Source organism: Streptomyces caatingaensis (assembly GCF_001187435.1).
In the GTDB taxonomy this organism is placed as follows: domain Bacteria; phylum Actinomycetota; class Actinomycetes; order Streptomycetales; family Streptomycetaceae; genus Streptomyces; species Streptomyces caatingaensis.
The window spans coordinates 1,029,691-1,049,726 of the sequence record NZ_LFXA01000002.1 but is presented as its reverse complement, the minus strand read 5'-3'; the positions used below and the strand labels follow the sequence as shown (position 1 = coordinate 1,049,726).

Here is a 20,036-nt window from a genome sequence, read left to right as displayed (position 1 = left end):
TTAGGAAACTCCATAATCGGTTCAGGCAAGGGTTCGGGCAACCGAGGGGAGCACCGTGGCACGCGCCGGACTGACCGCACAGCGCCTCGTCGAGGCCGGGGCGGAGCTGGCCGACGAGGCAGGCTTCGAGCAGGTGACCCCCTCCGCGCTCGCCCGGCGGTTCAACGTCCGGGTCGCGAGCCTGTACGCGCACGTCAAGGGCGCGCAGGACCTCAGGACGAGGATCGCCCTGTTCGCCCTGGAGGAGCTCGCGGACCGCGGGGCCGCCGCCCTGGCCGGACGGGCCGGCAAGGACGCCCTGACCGCCTTCGCGAACGTCTACCGCGACTACGCCCGCGAGCACCCGGGCCGGTACGCGGCGACCCGCCTCCCGCTCGACCCGGGGACGGCCGCCGCGAGCGCCGGCGGCCGGCACGCCGCCATGATGCGGGCGATCCTGCGCGGCTACGACCTCGACGAGCCCGAACGGACCCACGCCGTACGGCTGTTGGGCAGCGTCTTCCACGGCTACGTGAGCCTGGAGGCGAGCGGCGGCTTCAGCCACAGCGCGCCCGGCTCCCAGGAGTCGTGGGCCCGCGTCGTGGACGCCCTCGACGCCCTGCTGCGCAACTGGCCCGCCCCCGACCACCCGGACGAACCCCACCCCAGGCCGAGGCAATGAGCACCGAGTACGACTGGATCACCACCCCCATCACCGCGGACCTCGTGCGCGGCGCCCTCGAACTGGAGCGGACCGCCCGGGGGGTGCTGCCGCACCGGCTGCCGGCCCGGGCCCGCGCCCAGTGCGCCGACCCGCAGCTCGCCCTGGTCGAGTCGCAGCCCTCCGGCGTCCGGCTGGCCCTGCGCACCGCCGCCACCGCCGTGGAGCTGGACGTCCTGGCCACCAAGCGGACGTTCACGGGTATCCCGCCGCGCCCCGACGGCGTGTACGACCTGCTGGTCGACGGCCGTCCCGCCGGGTCGGCCGGCGTGGCCGTCGGCAACGTCCTGACGGTCGACATGGTCGCCGGCACCGCCGAGCACCGGCCGGGCCCGCCCAGCACCGTCCGCTTCACCGGGCTGCCCGGCGGCGAGAAGGACGTGGAGATCTGGCTGCCGCACAACGAGATCACCGAGCTGCTCGCGCTGCGCACCGACGCCCCCGTCGGGCCCGTGCCGGACCGCGGCCGCCGGACGTGGCTGCACCACGGCAGTTCCATCAGCCACGGCACCGACGCCGCGAGCCCCACCGCCATCTGGCCCGCGACGGCCGCCGCGCGCGCCGGCGTCGAGCTGGTCAACCTGGGCTTCGGCGGCAGCGCCCTGCTCGACCCGTTCACCGCCCGCACCCTGCGGGACACCCCCGCCGACCTGATCAGCCTCAAGATCGGCATCAATCTGGTCAACCTCGACCTGATGCGGCGGCGTGCCTTCGGGCCCGCGGTGCACGGCTTCCTCGACACCATCCGCGAGGGCCACCCCACCACCCCGCTGCTGGTCGTCTCGCCCCTCCACTGCCCCGTCCACGAGGACACCCCCGGGCCCGGCATGCCGGACATGGAGGCGCTGCGCGCCGGCGAGCTCCGCTTCGTCGCGACGGGCGACCCCGCCGAGACCGCGCAGGGCAAGCTGACCCTCGGCGTCATCCGCGAGGAGCTCTCGCGCATCGTCGCGCAGCGCTCGGCCGACGACCCGCACCTGTTCCACCTGGACGGCCGGGAGCTCTACGGCGAGGCCGACTTCGCCGAACTGCCGCTGCCGGACGGCCTGCACCCGGACGGCGCCGGGCACCGCCGCATCGGCGAGCGCTTCGCCGAGCTGGTCTTCGCCGCCGACGGCCCCTTCGGGGAGCGCGGGGCCTGACGGGACGGCACCGCCGGCGCCGGACCGCACGCGTGCGCACCGGCGCCGGCCGCCCGCGCACGACCGCTCGTCCGGTGCGTGCGCGTGCCATCCGGCCTGCGCACGTGCGTCACAGAAGCGCGACACCGCACCAGGGGCGCGCTCCGTACCGGCGCGACACCCCGCCCGCGGCTTCACCCCGCCTTTGCCCCCGCACACCCCACTTGCCGGGGATTCGGACGATACGGGACGGGCACGGGGACTGCGTGAAGACCACCTGCGCCTACGGCGTCGCCCCCCGCGCGCTCCCCGTACTCGGCCACGCCCTCCCCCTGCTGCGCGACCCCCTGGGGTTCCTCGCGGCGCTCCCGGGCCACGGCGACCTGGTCCAGGTCCGCTTCGGCCCGCACCGGGCGGTCGTGGTCTGCGACCCCGAGCTGACCCGTCAAGTCCTGCGCGACGACCGGACGTTCGACAAGGGCGGCCCGCTGTACGACCGGATCCGCGAGCTGACCGGCAACGGGCTGGCCAGCTGCCCGTACAGCGACCACCGCCGCCAACGCCGCCTGCTCCAGCCCGCCTTCCACCCGGCCCGCATGCCGGGCTACGCCGAGACGATGCGGCGCCAGGTGACGGAGGTCACCGGCGCGTGGACCGACGGCGGAACGGTGGACGTCATCACCGAGATGCACACGATCAGCGCCCGGACCACCATCGTCACGATGTTCGGCGGCGACCCGGCGCGGCCCGCGGGCTCCGGCGAACTGGCCCGGCTCATGGACGACTTCGCGGCCGTCGTGGCGGGCATCCCCCGGCGCGCGCTGCTGCCCCCGTCCGCCGACCGGCTGCCCACCCCCGCCAACCGCCGCTACGACCGGGCGCGCGCCCGCCTGCGCACCGCGATCGACCGGCTCGTCACCGACCACCGCTCCGGCGAACTCCACGACGGCGACCTGCTGTCCATGCTGCTGTCGGCCGGGCACGACCCGCCGGGGGACGGCCGTCCCGGGGGCCGGGGCCTGACCGACGACGAGATCGCCGACCAGCTCGTCACCTTCTTCGCCGCCGGCACGGAGAACACCGGCACCACCCTCGCCTGGTCACTGCACCTGCTGGCCCGCCACCCCCACGTGGCCCGGCGCGTACGGGCGGAGGTGGACGCCGTCCTCGACGGCGCCCCCGCCGCCGGCCCGGAGCACCTGCCCGCCCTCGCCCTGACCGGCGCCGTGGTCACCGAGGCCCTGCGGCTCTATCCGCCCGCCTGGGTGCTCACCCGGACCACCACCGACGACACCCGGCTCGGCGGCCACACCATCCCCGCCGGCACCGCCGTGGTCTACAGCGCCTATCTCCTGCACCGCCGCCCGGACCTGTTCCCCGATCCGGAGCGCTTCCACCCCGACCGCTGGCTGACCGGTGACGCGCCGCACCGCACCGCGTTCGTGGCGTTCGGCGGCGGTCCGCGCAAGTGCATCGGCGACGTCTTCGCGCTCACCGAGGCGACCCTCGTCCTGGCGACGATCGTCGCCGGCTGGGACCTGCGCCCCGCGGACGGACGCCCCGTACGCCCCGTCCCCCGGCTCGCGTTGAGCCCCCAGGAGCTGCCGATGCGCACGGTGGCGCGGGCCCGCCGGCCGGACGCGGACTAGCCCCGGGCCGGGCGGGGGGAGATCACACGGGCTCGCCCCGCAGCGCCGCGTACGCCTCCTGCAGGGCCGCGACAACCGGATGCCCGGGGTCCAGGGCGACGTCGTCCACCGCGGCGACCGCCCGTACCCCGACCGCCGCGTTCGTCGCGAACGCCGCCCGCATCGACGGCAGATCGGCGGTCGTGACCTTCGCGAGGGCGTGGTCGTCCCGCCGTACGAGGGCCATCGTGATGCCGGGGAGGACGTCGGCCTCGGGCCAGACGACCGTGCCGGCGCCGTCGACGAAGGCCACGTTCCACGTGCCGCCCTCGGAGACGCGGCCGTCGGGGCCGACGAACAACGCGTCGTCGAACCCGGCCAGTTGGGCCTCGCGGCGGGCGCGGAGGAGGCCGAAGAGGCCGACGTTCTTGAGGGCCGGGGTGTCGCGCACGTACGGCACGGTCCGTACGCGGAAGGGGGGCGCGGTCGGGGCGCCGGCCGGGCGGGTGGTGACGAGGACGTGCGGGTCGGCGGCCGCCGAGGGGTGCCCGAGGTCGAGGGACGGGTCGAAGACGGTCACCCGGACCACGAGGGAGCCCGTGGCCGGCACGGCGCGCACCAGGTAGGCGCGGACGCGGTCCGTGTCGAGCTCGGCGCCGAACAGGGCCCGGCAGGTGCCCGCCAGCCGTTCCATGTGCAGCCCCAGGCCGCGGACCCGGCCGTCGTCGACGCGCATGGTGGTGAAGTGACCGTAGTTGGTCAGCGCGAGGGTCGCGAGGGCGTCGGGGTCGGCGGGGCGTCCGTTGAGTTCCATCACGCCGCCAGTGTCGCAGGGGGCCGCGGGCGCGGGCGAGCGCCGGTCAGCACAGGCCGGCCTACGCGCCGTTCCGGCCGACGAACTGGAGCGTCCCGTCCGGCAGCCGCCGCACCAGGTCGCCGGTCCGGTACATCCGCTCCCCGGGGGCGGCGGGGTCGGCCACGAAGCGGGAGGCGGTCGCCCCCGGCCGGCCGAGGTAGCCGCGGGCGACGCCCGCGCCGCCCACGTAGAGCTCGCCCGTCGCCCCGGCGGGCACGGGCCGCAGCCGCTCGTCGAGCACGTGCGCCCGGGTGTTGGCGATCGGCCGGCCGAGGGGGGCGCAGCGGGGCAGCGGCCGGGGGTCGAGGTGGGCGGTGCAGTTGAGGGCCGTCTCGGTGGGGCCGTGGCCGTGGAGGATCCGCAGCCCGGGCAGGGCCCGTTCCATGCGGTGCAGGACGTGCTCGGGCAGCGGTTCGGAGCCGGTCAGCACGTGCCGCAGGGACAGCCCGGCGAGGCGTTCCCGGGGGGCCTCGCCGAGCCAGCGGACGCAGGCCGGGGGCAGCAGGACGCGGACGACGCGGTGCAGGCGCATCCAGTCGGTCAGCGCCGGGGGGTCGTCGCGCACCTCGTCCGGCACCAGGTACAGGACGCCGCCGGTGACCAGGGGCAGCAGCAGTTCCTGCACGGAGGCGTCGTAGCCGATGCCGGGCCACATGGCCATGGCGGCGCCGGGGGTGGTGCCGAAGCGGGCGGTCCAGTCGTCGAGGAGGTTGAGGACGCCGCGGTGGGTGGTCATGACGCCGTGGAGGACCCCGGCGGGGCCGGGGGTGTGCAGGACGTACGCCAGGTCGTCCGGCCGCGCCCGGACACCGGGGTCGTCGGTGCGGGTGCCCTCGGCGGCGACGGCGGAGAGCGAGGCCCAGCCGGGGGGCGGCTCGGGGGCGTCGCTGAGGACGAGGACCGGGCCGGCGTCCCGGGTCGTGCGGGCGAGCCGGGCGGGCGGCAGGGCGGGGTCGAGGGGGACGTAGGCGGCGCCGGCCTTGAGGATGCCGAGGACGCCGACGACGAGGGCGGCCGAGCGGCCCGTGTGCAGGCCGACGAGGTCGTCGCGGCCGACGCCGCGGGCGGTCAGGGCGTGGGCCAGCCGGTTGGCGTGCCGGTCGAGCGTGGCGTAGTCGAGCCATTCGTCGGCGCAGACCAGGGCGGGCGCGGTGGGGCGTTCGCGCACCTGCCGCGCGAAGCGCGCCGTCAGGCCCTCGGGCGCGGGGGGCCGGGCCGGGACGCGGTCCGCGGCGGGTGCGCCGGACGGCCCGGGGGCGGAACGGGGGAACGCTGGTGTGGCCGGCAAAGCTCGCCCTTCCCTCGGCGGAAGACCTTCCTGTGAGTGCGGGTGACGGCACGGATCCCTGTGCGACGGATCGATCATTGTTGAGACGGCGAAGCCGTGTCAATGGCCGATTGGCATCGCCCGCACGGGGGGCGAAACGGGAGCAACACCCCGGGGCGGACAACTCCCCGGGGGTGCACGGCCGGTGGCACCGACCGGTCGGACCGCCTTGCGGAACTCTACGGAATGAATTGCCAATTCCGCCCGCCCGGATGAAGTAACCGCTGTACGGGGGCCATTCGGATTCACTTCCTCCAGCAATTTGATGACGGTTCACATTTCTTTTCCCTGCATCATCCTGCCAACCTTCTTGTGGCACCCGGAATTCCGTGTCATACCCGTTCCCACACACGGATCCGCAGGACGGACGGGGGCGTCATGAAACGGTCCGAGTACGTGAGCTTCGATGCGGTCGGCCTCGCCGGGATGGTCGCGCGGGGGGAGGTGGAGCCGGGGGAGCTGGAGGCGGCGGCCCTCGCCGCGGTCGAGGCGGTCAACCCGCGGCTCAACGCGGTGATCGAGACGTGGCCGGGGGAGGACGTGCCGGTCCCGGGCAGTACGCCGCTGGCCGGGGTGCCGTTCCTCATCAAGGACCTGGGCGTCACGATGGCGGGAAAGCGGGCGGAGTTCGGCAGCCGGCTCGCGGCCGGCGCCACCGCCCCGGCCGACTCGTTCCTGATGCGGCGCCTGCGCCGGGCGGGTCTGGTGACCTTCGGCCGCACCTCCTCGCCGGAGATGGGCTTCAGCCTCACCACCGAGCCCGTCCTCCACGGCCCCACCCGCAACCCGTGGGACACCTCCCTCAGCCCCGGCGGCTCCAGCGGCGGCTCCGCCGCGGCCGTCGCCGCCGGGATCGTGCCGGTGGCCCACGCCACCGACGCCGGCGGCTCGATCCGCGTACCGGCCGCCTACAACGGCCTGTTCGGGCTCAAGTCGACGCGGGCCCGGGTCTCCCCCGGCCCCGAGGCGGACGAGGCGTACAGCGGGCTCGCGGTGCACGGCTGCGTCAGCCGCACCGTGCGCGACAGCGCGGCGCTGCTCGACCGGATCCAGGGCCCCGAGCCGGGCGACGCGTACGTCGCGCCCCGGCCCGTCCGCCCGTACCTGGACGAGGTGTCCCGGCACCCGGGCACCCTGCGCGTCGGCGTCCTGACCCGCCCCTGGGGCGGGCGCGCCGCGACGGCCCCGGTCGCCGCGGCCGTCGCGCGCACGGTGGCGCTGCTGGCGGAGCTCGGCCACCGGGTGGAGGAGGCCACGGCCGAACTCGGGGCGTCCTGGGAGGAGTTCGTCGTCGGCAACGCCCGGCTGTGGTGCGCGCACCTCGCGCCGTGGGCCGACGGGATCGCGGCCGCCCTCGGCCGCACGGTCGACGCCTCCACCCTCGAACCGGTCCTGCTGAACTGCTACGGCTACGGCCGGCGGACGACCGCGGCGGAGCTGGTCGAGGCGTTCGCGATGCGCAACCGGGTCTCCCGCAGCCTCGGCCGCCACCTGACCGACTACGACGTGCTGCTGACGCCGACCGTGCCCGAACTGCCGCTGCCGCTCGGCGCCTACGCCGAGGGCGCCGGGGAGCTGGACGCGCCCGGCTGGCTGGGCCGGCTCTTCGACCGGGCGCCGTTCGCGGCGGTGTTCAACATCGCGGGGACGCCGGCCATGTCCGTCCCCCTGGAGTCGGACGCGGCGACCGGCCTGCCCATCGGCCTCCAGTTCGCGGCCGGTTACGGCAGGGACGACGTCCTCTTCCGGCTGGCCGGCCAGTTGGAGCGGGCCCGCCCGTGGAGCGGCCGCCTGCCCGAGGTCTGGGCCGGGAACGACGCGGCCTGACGCTCAGCCCGCCGCCTCCGGCCACCGGTCGCCCGTCCCCAGCAGGGACCGCAGCCGGCCCGGGGGCAGCCCGGCGGTCTTGCGGACGACGTGCGTCATATGGGCCTGGTCGGTGAAGCCGAGGTCGTTGGCCAGCAGCCGCAGGTCCGTCTCGCCCTCGCTGAGCCGGTCCATGGCGCCGGCGACGCGCAGCCGGTTGCGGTAGTGGGTGAGGGTCGTGCCGGTGACGGCGGAGAAGACGCGGCTGAGGTGGTGGGGCGAGCAGCCCACCGCCCGGCTGAGCCCCTCGAGCCCGATGAGCGGGTTCTTGCCGAGGACTTCCCGGGTGTCGTCCACCACCTGTCTGCGGGCGGCGGCCGTGGCCGGCTGCCCGCTGGCCACCCGGGCCGGGGCCAGCTGCTCGAAGACGGTGCTGACGAGATCGACGGTGCGCTGGGCGAGTTCGAAGGGGTCGCCGTCCCCGGAGCGTATGCGGGCCAGTAACAGCCGGTGCATCACGTCGACTTCGGGCGTCGTGTAGGCCGATCCCTCGGGGACGACCGGGTCGCCGCCCAGGACGTCGGCCATGCTCGGCTCGGACAGCACGATCTCGGTGTACGCGACGCCGCAGCACGGGTGCGCGAACTGCCGCTCGCTGCCCATGCGCTCCAGGAAGACGTTCGTCGGGTCCAGCAGCTGCTCGACGCCCTCGACTCGGCCGCGCACCACCCCGCGTCTGACCAGCAGCAGCCCGAAGACGGCGGCCGGACGCACCTCGCTCCAGCCGTGCGGGGGATCCCCGCACCGCACGTCCGCCACGAAAACGTCGTCGGTGCTCAGATGACTGCGCCGTTCGAGTGCCACATCCGCAACTGTACGCAGCCGACGCGCCAAAATTCAGTAAACGCTTGCCAGGGCCGAAAACGAATGAGCAAGAGCTTACAAGCGTTCGCGGCGGACATCGCGTCAGGATGGCATCTCGACACCCCGTACGGGGGACGGGGTGTCGAAAGCGGGGGCACCCGGGAGGTGCCGGGGCCGAGCGCCTCCTCTTCGGCCGGCACCTCCCGGGAGTTCAGGCCCGCGGGCCTCCGGCGAGCGGCACTCCGGTGCGGCGGTACTGCTCGACGGAGGCCCGGGAGTCCGCGCTCCGCGCCGCGTCCAGCGGAAGCGTCGCGGAGCGCGGCGGACGCCCGGAGGGCGGTACGTACCCCGGCAGACGCAGCGTTCCCCACACGTACGGATCGGCCTGGGCGCCGGTGTACGGGGCCCACGCCAGACGGGACTTGCCCGTCCTGTCCCCGGTGTCCGAGTCGTAGACCAGGATGTTGGCGGTGAGCCGCTCCGGGTCGGCCGCCGCGGGGAGCAGCGCCAGCGGGATCCTCGCCTCGACCGTGTAGCCGGTGTACGGCCGGGTCACCGTGGAGGCGACGGTGATCTCCCGCGCGGGGCCCTGGTGGTTGTCGGCGTCGCGCGCGGCGCAGGCGCCGCCGCCGTGGGCGGTGAAGGGCAGGATCCCGGCCTTGAGGACGGTCGACGTGTCGTCGGAACGCCCGCCCGGGTCGAGGGCGATCTCGACGGCGTCGGTGCGCCAGTGCCGTTTGCAGTCGGTGCGGGCGTCGAGCGCCGCGCCCTGCCGGTCGTCGGTGACGCGGACGAGGACGTAGAGGTCGTCGCGGTGCCGGGTGAGGCGGGCGGTGGCGGAGCAGTCGGCCGGGGCGCACGGCGTCCCCTCCCAGTGGCCGAGCGCCACCTCCGGTCCGGGGTACTCCCCCGGAACCGCCCTGCCGTCCACGACCGGCGCCCTCGCGGCCTCGGGCACGGTGGCGGAGGGGCGGGCGGGGTAGGCGGGCTGGGCGCCGTTCGCGAGCCAGGGCATGCCCGCCCGGCGGGTCCAGTCGCGGAACTCGGCGTACAGCGGCCGCAGTCGACGCTGTGCGCGGACGGGCGCGGGGACGGGCCGGCCGCCGCGCGCGAGGACGGTGTACCACTCGCAGGGCATCCGCTCCGGGGGCGTGGTGACCTTCGCCGGCAGCGAGCCGAAGCCCTGGGTGACGTAGCGCCGGGCCGCGTCCCGCTCGATCTGCGCCCACGTCCGGCCGTCGCGGGACCGCGCGCCGGGCCAGACGCCGACGACGGGCAGGCCGCTGCGCGGGTCCTTCGCCGGGCGGGCCTCGCAGCGGGGGCCGGACGGTCCGCCGAACCCCCAGTTCTGCGCGAGCAGCCGGTCCGCCTTCCAGGGCCGGTACTTCTCGACGGCGATCTGCCGGGGGAACGCCCCCGGGTCCGCGGCCAGCCGGAAGGCGTGGGCCGCCAGCCGGCCGGCCTGCTGGTGGGCGCCGTGCTGGCCGAAGGGGCGCGGGTCCATGGTCACGACGGTGTACGGGGTGGTCGCGCGGATGATCCGCACGAGCCGTTCCAGGGTGTCGTCCGGCCGCCGCGGCGGTCTGTTCCAGGCCCGGCCGGTCAGCGGGGCCGACAGCGTGTACCAGAAGTCGGGCTTGTCCAGGTAGTAGACGTCCCGGATGCCGGCGAGCCCGACCGCCGACCGCTCCTCCGTCTCCCGGATCATCCCCAGCGGCGGCCCCTCCTCGGTCCCGGCGGCGTTGCCGCCGCCCTCGCCGCGGGTGATCGTGACGACGGCGGTCCGGGTGCCCCGGCGCTCCTTCCACTGTCCGAAGGTGGCCAGTGACTGGTACTCGTCGTCGGGGTGCGCCCCCACGAACAGGACGTCGGCGTGGGCGGGATCGCGGTGCGGGGCGGCGGAGGCGGGGGGTGCGGACAGACCGCTGCCGAGCAGTCCGGCCGCCACGGAGAGGGCGAGCAGGGAACGGTGGGGTCTCACACGAACCGTCCTTTCCCGGGGGAACGCGCGCGGGGTGGGGTGGTGCCGGCGGTGCCGGGCACATGTCTACCACCCCGCCGCGCGCGCCCTCACGCCCTCGGCGGACGGACGGACTGCTTGTGGTGGAAGACGTCCCCCGGGTCCCAGAAGTGCTTCACCGCCTGCAGGCGGCGGTAGTTGCCCTTGTAGTACAGGCGGGGATAGGCGGGGTCCGGGTCGGTGGCGACGCCCAGGTCGGTGTCGGGGTAGTTGACGTACGCGCCGTCCGTGGCACGGTCGTGGCGCTCGTCGGTGATCTCCGGCACGCCGCCGGTCTCCCGGTAGACGTCCGCGTAGAAGCGCCTCATGTAGTCGAGGTGGAGGGCGTCCTCCGCGCTGTCCGTCCAGTACGACTGGTACTGGAGCTTGAGGACGGAGTCGCGCTGCGGCACCGCCGTGTCGCCCGGAGCCGGGACGTTGATCCGGCAGCCGTAGGAGTCGGCCTGGACGAGCGTCTTCGACATGTCCGCGCCCGGGACGTCCTCGGTGAGCCAGGAATGGAGGGACGCGATCTGGTCCGGGGTGAACGGGCGCCGGTGATAGGCGGACTTGTACTTGCCCCGCTGGTTGTCGCCGGAGCCGTTCACCGTCTGGGTGGCCTGGAACCAGGGCATCCGGCGGCGTTTTTCCGGGAGATGCACCGCGATGCCGCCGACGCTGAACAGCTGCGCGGTCGAACGCGTCGTCATTCCCGCCTCCATGGCGCCGACGAAGGCGTCGAGCGGGCCCGGGTCCTCCTCGTCCCACTGGCTCAGCAGGACGACGTTTCCGTTGGCCTTGTGGGTGAGTTTCAGAATGCTGAACAGGCCGCGGTGGACCTGCTCGTCCTTTCCGCTGTGCGCGGCGAAGAACGTGCCGAAGTTCTCCACCAGCCGTGCGAAGTCCTCCGGGTGTGCCAGCAGGCCGTCGTCGCCCTGCCAGGGCCAGGCGATGCTGCTGAGCCAGACGTGCGGCGGGGGTTCGGGAACGGTGTGCGCGAAGTAGTAGCGCAGGACGACGCCGAAGTTGCCGCCGCCCCCGCCGGTGTGGGCCCAGAACAGTTCGCCCTCGGGGCCCTCGTCGTCGCGGTGGGCGCGGGTCACCTCGACGACGGGCGGCTGGTCCGGCCCGCCCCGGACGGTCACCACGTCCACCTGCGTCAGGTGGTCCACCACCAGCCCGTGGCGGCGGGAGAGGAAGCCGAAGCCACCGCCCGCGACGTGGCCGCCCGAGCCGACGGAATAGCAGGAACCGCCGGGGACGGCCTTCCCGAAGCGGCGGAACAGGGTCGTGACGACATCCCAGTTGGTGGCGCCCGCCTCCACGACGTAGGCGGGCAGGCCCCGTTTGTCGACGCCCCGCTGCACATCGTTCATGAGGCTCATGTCGAGGATGACGCCGCCCGTATTGGCGACGAAGTCCTCGTAACAGTGGCCGCCGCTGCGGACGGTGGGCCGGAGGCCGTTCCCGACGGCCTCGCGGACCGCCTGGACGGCCGACACGTCGTCATGGACCAACTGGATGTAGCGCGGCTCGCTCACCCACCGCTGATTGAATCCCTGGCTGAGCGTTTCGTACCGGGGATCGCCCCTCTCCACCCGCCATTCCATGCCGACCCCACCCTCCGGGCACCACCCCGTCGTACACGGACCACCAGGATCCGGGAAAGGGGGACCGCAGGGCAATTACTTCACGATTAGACGGATCGTCCGATTGTCGCTGTGGACCGTTCCGCCGTGCAGCGCGGAATCGGCACCTACCGTTTTCCGGCCACCCGCCCCCCCTCACTCCTCGATCGCCCCGCCCACCGACCGGAGGTGCTCGCGGAAGGTCAGGGCGGGCGTCTCACGGCGGCGGGCCAGGTAGCCGGCGAAGCCGACCTGCTCCCGCAGGGTGCGGCCGGCGCGGATCAGCTCGGCCTGGCGGTGCTCCGTGTCGCGGATCGTCCCGGCCAGGGCGAGGAGTCCGGCGGCGCGGTCGGCGGGGACGAAGAGGACGCCGTCGTCGTCCCCGAGGACGACGTCCGCCGCGCTGACCGTCCACTCGCCCACGCGGGCCGACGTCAGCGCGTCGTCGGGGCGTTCGCCGACGCGGAGGGGGCCGGCGGGGACCGACCCCAGGCTGAAGACGGGCAGGCCGATGGCCCGCACCTCGGCCGTGTCGCGGTGCAGGCCCCACACCACCAGGCCCTGGAGCCCGGCCGCCCGGGCCTCCAGCACGGCGAGGTCCCCGACGCACGCCTCGTCCAGACGCCCGCCGTTGTCCACCACGAGCACGTCCCCCGGCGCGGCCGCCTCGTACGCCTCCAGGAAGACGTCCACGCTCCCGACGTGCCGCGCCGGCCGCACCCGCCCCGCCAGCCGCGCCCCGCCCTCCACGGCGGTCAGCCCGGCCGGGCCGCACCGCACCGGCACGCCCGCGCGCACGCAGGCGTCGGCGACGTGGGCGGTGGTCAACGTCCCGAAGCGCCGCCGGAGTTCCTGGTGGTCCATCGCTCTTCCCCTCCCGGGTCATCGTCCCGCGGGGCCCGCCCGCACGGACCCTCGACCGGTTCTCATCTCCCTGGCCCCCGGCTCCCGCTGGGAGGCTGGAGGGAAACGAGCGCACAGCCGGCAGCGTAACCGCCGTGGCGGGCCGGGGCGTTCGGGGGTGAACGGGGGGAACCATGGTCTACCTGGTGGAGCTGCCGACCGGCCCGGCGGACGACGGTGCGCCGGACGTCGTCCGGGTCGAGATCGCGGACGCCGGTGACGGACTCGTCCAAGTGGCCCGCACGGGCCGGGTGGTGGCGCGGGCGTCGCGCTCCCTCGCCGACATGCTGGCCGGGATCCGGCCGGTGGCCCAGCACCTCGTCGAGGGCTTCCGCGGCATGCCCGACGCGCCGGACGAGATCGGTGTGGAGTTCGGCGTCTCCCTGTCCGCCGAGGCCGACGTGGTCATCTCCACCACCGCCGCCCAGGCCAACTTCAAGGTCTCGCTCACCTGGAACCGGCCGCCCGCCGCCGGGGCGGACACCACCGCCCCCGGCCCGGCCCCGGACGGCGCGCGCTGATGTCCGCGCCCGCGGGATCCACGGCGGGAACCGGCCCCAAGGCCCTGGACGCGGCCCTGCTGCGCATCCGCGACGCCCACGGCGCCGCTGTGGGCGTGGGCTTCCTGGTGACCGAGGACCGGGCGCTGACCTGCGCCCACGTGGTCTCCGCCGCGCTCGGCCCGGCGGAGGGCACCCCGCCGTACGCCGCCGCGCGGGTGACGGTGGACCTGCCGCTGCTCCCCGGCCCCGCCGGCGAGGCGGCCGTCGAGCACTGGGTCGCGCCCACGCCGTCCGGCACCGGGGACGTGGCCGTCCTCCGGCTGGACGGACCGCTGCCGGGCTCCCGGCCGATCCGGCTGGTCGAGGCCGAGGACGTATGGGGGCACCCGGTACGGGCCTTCGGCTTCCCGGCCGGGCGCCCGGGAGGCGTGTGGCACTCCGGCGTCCTGAGATCCCGGCAGGCCAACGGCTGGGTCCAGGCCGACCTGGCCGGGCAGGGCTACCGGATAGCACAGGGCTTCAGCGGCGGTCCCGTCTGGGACGACGGACTCGTCGGCGTGATCGGCATGGTGACGGTGGCCGAGGCGGGAGACCCCCCGGCCGGCTATCTGATCCCCACCGGCGGACTGCTGGCGGCCTGGCCCCCGCTGCGCGGCCTGACCCTGCCCCCCTCGCCCTTCCGCGGCCTGGCGCCGTTCCAGGAGGCCGACGCGGCCCTCTTCCACGGCCGGGACGCCGAGACTTCCGAACTCGCCGCCATGCTGGCCCACGAGCGGTGGACGACCCTCGTCGGCCCGTCCGGCTCCGGCAAGTCCTCCCTGGCCCTGGCCGGGGTCGTGCCCCGGCTGCGCGCGTCCGGCATCCGCGCCGCCGCCGTGCGGCCGGCCTCCGGCCGCAGCCCGGTGTCCGCCCTGGCCGCGGCCCTCCTGCCGCTGCTGGAACCGGAGTCGACCGCGACACAGCAGCTGGAGCGCACCTCCGTGCTGGCCGGAGTGCTGCGCCGGGACGGGATGGCCGACGTCGTGCCGCGGATCCTCGACCGGCACTCCGCCCGCCGGCTCCTCGTCGTGGTCGACCAGTTCGAGGAACTGCTCTCGCTCGCCCCCGCGGCCGTCGACGAACTGGCGGGGATCCTCTTCCACGACAGCCTGCCGCACGCCGTCCGCGTCCTGACCACCCTGCGGGCCGACTTCCTGGAGGAGGCGCTCGCCCACCCCGGGCTCGGCCCGCTGTGCGGCCGCCGGCTCTACGCGCTCGGCCCGATGGACGCCGACCGGCTGCGCGAAGTCGTCACCGTACCGGTCGACGCCGTCCCCGGCCTGCGCTACGAACCCCACCTGGTCGACCGCATCCTGGCCGGCACCGGCGGCGAGCCGGGCGCCCTGGCCCTGCTCGGCTTCACCCTCGACCTGCTCTGGCGGCACCAGGCCGGCGGCCTGCTGACGCACCGGGCCTACGAGGAACTGGGCGGCGTGTCCGGCGCGTTGGGGCGCCACGCCGACCGGGTCTGGGGCGAGTACGTGCCGCCCGAGGACGAGGCCGCGGCCCGCCGGCTGTTCACCCGGCTCGTCCGCGTGCCCCTGGGTTCTGCGGCGGCGACCCGCCGGACCGTCCCCCGCCTCGAACTGGACGCGGGCCAGTGGCGGATCGCCCGGGAACTCGCCCGCACCCGGCTGCTGGTCACCGACCGCGGCCCGGAGGGCCACGAGACCGTGGAGCTCGCCCACGAGGCCCTGATCACCGGATGGGGCCGGCTGCGGGACTGGACGGACGAGGACCGCGCCTTCCTCGTCTGGCGCGAGTCCCTCCGCCACGACATGGACCACTGGGAACGCGGCGGACGCGCCACCGACCTGCTCCCGACGGCCGCCGCCCTCACCGCCGCCCGCCCGTGGCTGCGCGACCGCGCCGCCGACCTGAGCGCCGCCGAACGCGCCTACCTGGAACGGGGACGCGCCCAGCGCCGCCGCCGCACCCTGCGGCGGCGGGCGGTCCTCGCCGTCATCTGCGTCCTGGCGCTGCTGGCCACCGGGGTGGGTGTGCTCGCGGTGCGGCTGCGGGAGGATGCGGCGGACAAGGCGGCGGTGGTGCGGGCGTCGCGGCTGGTCGCGGAGGCGGAGGCGGCGCGGGCCGCCGACCCGGGGATCGCGGCCCAGCTGGCGGTGGCGGCCCACCGGTCGGCGCGCACGCCGGAGACGGCCGCCGAGCTGTACACCGCGCTCCGGACGCCGCTGGACAGCGTCGTCGGCGCGACCGGCCAGGGGGTGCTGCGGGTCGCGGCCCAGCCCGACGGCCCCTTGGCCGCCGCCGTCGACCGGGACGGGCAGCTGCGGATCTGGGACCTCACCACACCGCTCGCCCCTGTCCTGCGGGCCACGCTCCGCACGGCCCCGACGGGGATCGCTCTCGGGCCGCGCGGCAGGCGGCTGCTGGCGAGCGACTGCCAAGGCGGGCCGCCGGGCGTGTGCCTGTGGGACCTGACCACCCCACGGCATCCCACTGTCGCGGGGCGCCTGCCCTGGCCCGTTGACTCCTCCCGCAAACGCTTCCAGATCGGATCGATGGCCTTCAACTCGGACGGCACCTTGCTGGCCGCCGCGACCCAACAGGGTCCGGTGCTGGTGTGGTCGACCGAGTCCCCGGCAACTCCACGCCTGGTGACGCGGCTTCAGAACCCGACGTCGTCGGACGGGCTCGCCGCGGTCGCCTTCTCCCCGCGCGGCAACACACTCGCCGCCACGATCCTGAACGGCAGGACGCAGCTCTGGAACCTGTCCACACCGTCCGCCCCGACGAGAGCCGCCGTGATCGACACCGGATACTCCGCGATCGCCTTCAGTCACGACGGCACCATGCTCTCGGCCGTCAAGCACACCGACATCGGCCTCTGGAACACCAGCAACCCTTCTAAGCCCCGGGTCATCAAGGTGGAGAGCGCCGGCACAAGAACGAACTTGATGGCGACGGCCTTCAGCGCGGACGGCCGCAAGCTCGCGGTGAGCGGGGTGAGCACCCGCGACAGCAACAGTGAACTGTGCCTGCTGAGCGTCCCCTCCGGCCCGAAACTCACGGCCTCTCCCGCATGCGCCCGGACCGGCTACTCCACCGTGGCCCTCGCACCCACGACCGGCGGTGCCCTGCTGAGCGGCGGCTCCGACGGCATGGTCCGCCTGTGGCGCTCGCCGGTGCCGGAGGCCGACGACGCGGAGGTGCACAGCACCTTCAAGGCATGGGCGTTCAGCCCCGACGGGCGTCTCATGGCGGCACCTGTGACCACCGCGGACACCACGTCCAAGGGGCCCCGCCCTTCCCCTCTCGGCGTCTGGGACCGCTCCGCGCCCGCCGGACCCGTACGCGTGGCCACGGTCACCCTGCCCGACACCGTGCAGGACGTCATGTTCCTCCGCCCGTCGCTCCTGCTGAGCGTCGCGCACAACGGGTCGGTGCAGGTGTGGAGTCTTCGTGATCCCCGCCGTCCCGTGCAGGTCGCCTCGCTGGGCACCGCCTCGTTCATCATCGGGCGCCAGGTGCTGGGAGCCGACCTGATCACCGGCACGGGAGTGGCCGCGACCCACTCCGGCGACCTGGTCTCCGTCCAGGGGGCCGATCGCAGGATGCACCTGTGGCACGTCTCCGAGTCCGGCGAAGCGGCCGAGAGCGGTTCCGTCCCCCTGCCGGACCGGAGGGCGGGCTTCGGTGTGGCCCTCCAGAGCGGCGGGACAGCCATGATCGTCGCGGCGTCCGCCATCGAATGGTGGGACATCAGCAATCCCGCACACCCGGTCCGCGGTGGGACCACGGCGCTCTCCGGAGCCATGCAGGGGATCGTGGTCTCCGCCCGCGACGCCGTTGTCGTCGCGACCCCCGCACCGGCCCCCTTCCACGACGGCCGGACCCTGCACCTCCTGCACGCCGTTGCCGGCAAGGTGCTGTCGTCGGTCACCCTGCCGGGCACCTATGGTGATCACCTGGGCATGAGCGACGACGGCCGCCGCCTGATCGCCACCGGCACCGGCGACAACACCGTCTCGCTGTGGGACATCACCGATCCCGCCCATCCGGCCCCGCCCGTCGCCATGCGCACGCTCCAGGACGTCGAAGACCTCACCATCGACGAGCACGGTCGGCGCATGGCCGTCTGGAACCTCAGTTTTTCGCAGAGCAGCAGCATTCAGCTCTGGGACATCAGCGACCGGACCGCGCCGGTGCTCAGCGCGACCATCCCGCGACCAGGTCTCTACACAGCGGTCGCGTTGCCGCAGGACCGCACGCTCCTCGTGGCGGACGGAAACGCGGTGTTCTCCTTCGACACCAGCCCTTCCGACGTGGCCGACCTCCTCTGCTCGTACACCGGGAACTCCCTCACCACCGAGCAGTGGAAGAAGTACGCGCCGGGCCTGCCACGCCAAGAGCCCTGTTCATGACGCGCTTCGCGCGCTCCCACCACGACGTCCGATGACCGCCGGTCGTCCCGGTCGGCGTGGATCAGGCTGGCCCGGTGACCACGAACACCATGACTCACACGCGCATCGAACCCGGCATCCTCTACTTCGGCACCCCGGTGGTGCTCGTCTCCACCCGCAACGAGGACGGGACGCCCAACCTCGCCCCCATGTCGTCCGCGTTCTGGCTGGGTTGGCGCGGTGTGCTCGGCCTCGCCGCGCGTTCGCAGACGGCGCGGAACCTGATGCGCGAGAGGGAGTGCGTGCTCAACCTGCCGTCGGACGTGCTGGCACCGGCCGTGGACCGGTTGGCGCTGACGACGGGCACGGATCCGGTGCCGGAGCGGAAGAGGGAGCGTGGATACCGGTACGAGCCGGACAAGTTCGGGCGGGCGGGGCTCACTCCGGTGGATTCGGAGACGGTGGCGCCGCCGCGGGTGGCCGAGTGCCCGGTGGCGATGGAGGCGGTGCTGGAGGCCGTGCATCCGGTCGGCGAGGACGACGAGCGGCAGCGCGGTTCGGTCGTGGCGCTGGAGGTGCGGGTGCAACGGGTGCACGTGCACGAGGAGATACGGATGGCGGGGACCTCCGACCGCATCGACCCGGACGCCTGGCGTCCGTTGATCATGAGCTTCCAGCACTTCTACGGGCTGGGGCCGCGGGTGCACCCCTCGACGCTGGCGAGCATTCCCGAACGCCTCTACCGGGGGCCGGACATCGAGCGCGCCCGTGCCGTGGCGGAGCGCTGACGGCACGGGCGCGCTCGCCCGTCACTTCTTCGGGTCGGTCTTCTCCTCCCGGGCCGGGGGCTTGCCGTCGTCGCCCGGGGTGGGCTTGCCCGGCGTTCCCTTGCGGGGTGCGTTGTCGGCCTTCGGCACCTCGACCTTGGTCTTGGAGACGAACGTCTTGGCGTTGTGCGCCGCGCAGGACGCCTTCTCCGCGTCGGTCATGGGCCGGGTCTTGACGACGACCACGTTCTTCACACCGTCGGTGTCGTTGGGCGCCGGGCTGGTGATGGTGTCCTGCCAGTACCAGTAGTAGTGGCCCCAGTGCGGGTCGTCGTAGTGGGTCTGCCAGGTGCCGGAAACCTGGCGCATCACCTGGGCGCGGGAGATCCAGCCGACCTCCCCGGGCTTGACGGTCATTCCCATGCTGCCGCCCTCGGAGTGCTCGGTCGACCAGGTGTGACCGTACTTGGCGGTGACGCTGAGGTCGACGATTCCGGCGATCTTTCCGCCGGAGGTGATGGAGACTTCCGCGGTGTCGCTGGATCCGATCTTGTCGGACCAGTTCAGGCCCTGGGTGGCGTCCGACGTGCTGCAGTTGTAGAGCGTGTCCGACACCTGGTGGAAATTGCCCAGGTACGCCTTGTCGACCTGCGGGTCGTTGAACGTGCATTTGCCGACGCCGCTGGCGCAGTCGGCCATCAACTCCTTGATGGTCGGCTCGTCGGCCGCGGAAGCGGGCAGAGCCGCCGCACCCACCGCCACGGCCGCGGCCGCACCCACCAGCAGGGCGCGCCCGCCCTTTCTCATCCGGATGTTCGCCATGATTGCACCTTGACCTTTCAGCCGGTGTCCGGAATTCGCGGTTCCTTTCCCGCCCGCCCACAGTGCGCGGGCATTCCCCGCCGGGGACACCAAATCCGGGTAAAGCCCCTGTGAAGTGGCCGGGTTCACGGCCCGGCGCGGCGCATAGGCATTTCCTTCAGCCGAATTCGGATTCCTTATCCGCCCATGTCATCCGGCCACCGGCCAGTCCCACCCCAGCTGGAGGAACATTCCGAGACGGTCACTGACGGCGCGAATCTCGGAAATCCGCCCGTCCGCCACGGTGAAGAACCAGATCTGTTCCACCTCGAAGGCGGCGCCCGGCTCGTCCGGTTCACCGAAACCGATCTTGTTCACGACGCTGCTGCGCCACCCCGGCGTACAGCCGCTGGCGGCCTCCCGGCCCGCCGTCACGCCCGCGACGCTGGACGCGATGGAGCACGGGCTCGGCGGCCTGGCTGCGTACGCTGGACGCCCGGCGGCATCCGCTGGTGACGGAGGCGGCGCGGAGCGGGGCGGGGACGGACGACGGGGAGCGGTTCGCGTTCGCGGTGGACGCGTTGGTGGCGGGGTTCGGTGAACAGGCGGCAGGGTGAGGGGAGTTCGTCACCCACGGGTGTCTCATCGCCCCCAAAGGCCAACAATGTCGAGGTTTTCGGCCGGTAAACCGTTGCCGGGCGCAATACTTCGGTCGTGATACCGACCCGAC

Annotated in this window: 14 protein-coding genes and 1 pseudogene; 7 read left to right on the top strand and 8 right to left on the bottom strand. The window is 74.1% G+C overall.

What is annotated here, in order from left to right; genetic code table 11:
• The first annotated feature begins 55 nt into the window (after nt 1-55).
• From AC230_RS05225 to AC230_RS05215, 3 genes are all read left to right on the top strand, one after another.
• Nucleotides 56-661: a TetR/AcrR family transcriptional regulator gene (locus AC230_RS05225; protein WP_049714706.1), complete on the top strand. Its 606-nt coding sequence runs from the start codon at nt 56-58 to the stop codon at nt 659-661.
• On the top strand, nt 658-1,842 hold the full coding sequence (locus AC230_RS05220) for a GDSL-type esterase/lipase family protein (protein ID WP_049714705.1): 1,185 nt from the start codon (nt 658-660) through the stop codon (nt 1,840-1,842). Before AC230_RS05225 ends, AC230_RS05220 begins: the two co-directional genes overlap by 4 nt.
• Nucleotides 1,843-2,087: 245 nt before the next feature.
• The gene (locus tag AC230_RS05215; RefSeq protein ID WP_049714704.1) at nt 2,088-3,470 is read left to right on the top strand and encodes a cytochrome P450; all 1,383 of its coding nucleotides are present in this window, start codon (nt 2,088-2,090) and stop codon (nt 3,468-3,470) included.
• A gap of 22 nt (nt 3,471-3,492) precedes the next feature.
• Here the strand turns inward: AC230_RS05215 and AC230_RS05210 are convergent, their stop codons facing one another.
• Entirely contained in the window at nt 3,493-4,266 is a 774-nt protein-coding gene (locus AC230_RS05210; RefSeq protein ID WP_049714703.1) for an aminotransferase class IV family protein, read from the bottom strand.
• 70 nt (nt 4,267-4,336) lie between these two features.
• Nucleotides 4,337-5,518: pseudogene (locus tag AC230_RS05205) on the bottom strand (amino acid adenylation domain-containing protein); the annotation flags it as partial.
• A 492-nt stretch (nt 5,519-6,010) separates the two neighbouring features.
• Between AC230_RS05205 and AC230_RS05200 the strand changes: the two are divergent.
• Complete coding sequence (locus AC230_RS05200) at nt 6,011-7,459, top strand: amidase (RefSeq protein WP_049714701.1); 1,449 nt, start codon at nt 6,011-6,013, stop codon at nt 7,457-7,459.
• A gap of 3 nt (nt 7,460-7,462) precedes the next feature.
• Here AC230_RS05200 and AC230_RS05195 read toward each other — a convergent pair whose 3' ends face one another.
• The 4 genes from AC230_RS05195 to AC230_RS05180 all read right to left on the bottom strand — a co-directional run bounded on the left by AC230_RS05195 (nt 7,463) and on the right by AC230_RS05180 (nt 12,793).
• Entirely contained in the window at nt 7,463-8,302 is an 840-nt protein-coding gene (locus tag AC230_RS05195) for a helix-turn-helix domain-containing protein (RefSeq protein WP_049714700.1), read from the bottom strand.
• 211 nt (nt 8,303-8,513) lie between these two features.
• Nucleotides 8,514-10,283: a sugar-binding protein gene (locus tag AC230_RS05190; RefSeq protein WP_049714699.1), complete on the bottom strand. Its 1,770-nt coding sequence runs from the start codon at nt 10,281-10,283 to the stop codon at nt 8,514-8,516.
• A gap of 89 nt (nt 10,284-10,372) precedes the next feature.
• Complete coding sequence (locus AC230_RS05185; protein ID WP_241833080.1) at nt 10,373-11,842, bottom strand: FAD-binding oxidoreductase; 1,470 nt, start codon at nt 11,840-11,842, stop codon at nt 10,373-10,375.
• A 243-nt stretch (nt 11,843-12,085) separates the two neighbouring features.
• Nucleotides 12,086-12,793, bottom strand: a complete 708-nt coding sequence (locus tag AC230_RS05180; protein WP_049714697.1) for an RraA family protein — start codon at nt 12,791-12,793, stop codon at nt 12,086-12,088.
• 173 nt (nt 12,794-12,966) lie between these two features.
• Between AC230_RS05180 and AC230_RS05175 the strand changes: the two genes are divergently transcribed.
• The 3 genes from AC230_RS05175 to AC230_RS05165 all read left to right on the top strand — a co-directional run bounded on the left by AC230_RS05175 (nt 12,967) and on the right by AC230_RS05165 (nt 18,526).
• Nucleotides 12,967-13,353, top strand: coding sequence for a CU044_2847 family protein (locus AC230_RS05175; protein ID WP_049714696.1), 387 nt, complete (start codon nt 12,967-12,969; stop codon nt 13,351-13,353).
• Nucleotides 13,353-17,759, top strand: a complete 4,407-nt coding sequence (locus AC230_RS05170) for an nSTAND1 domain-containing NTPase (protein WP_049714695.1) — start codon at nt 13,353-13,355, stop codon at nt 17,757-17,759. The genes AC230_RS05175 and AC230_RS05170 overlap by 1 nt, the downstream gene beginning before the upstream one ends.
• 89 nt (nt 17,760-17,848) lie before the next feature.
• Entirely contained in the window at nt 17,849-18,526 is a 678-nt protein-coding gene (locus AC230_RS05165) for a flavin reductase family protein (RefSeq protein ID WP_049715044.1), read from the top strand.
• A gap of 21 nt (nt 18,527-18,547) precedes the next feature.
• Here AC230_RS05165 and AC230_RS05160 read toward each other — a convergent pair whose 3' ends face one another.
• Together AC230_RS05160 and AC230_RS31770 are read right to left on the bottom strand one after the other, a co-directional pair.
• A complete protein-coding gene (locus AC230_RS05160) occupies nt 18,548-19,327 on the bottom strand; it encodes a hypothetical protein (RefSeq protein WP_241833078.1) in 780 nt (259 codons plus the stop codon).
• A 189-nt stretch (nt 19,328-19,516) separates the two neighbouring features.
• Nucleotides 19,517-19,684 carry an ester cyclase gene (locus AC230_RS31770; RefSeq protein WP_241833077.1) on the bottom strand — a complete coding sequence of 56 codons (168 nt, stop codon included), beginning with the start codon at nt 19,682-19,684 and terminating at the stop codon, nt 19,517-19,519.
• Nucleotides 19,685-20,036: the final 352 nt, after the last annotated feature.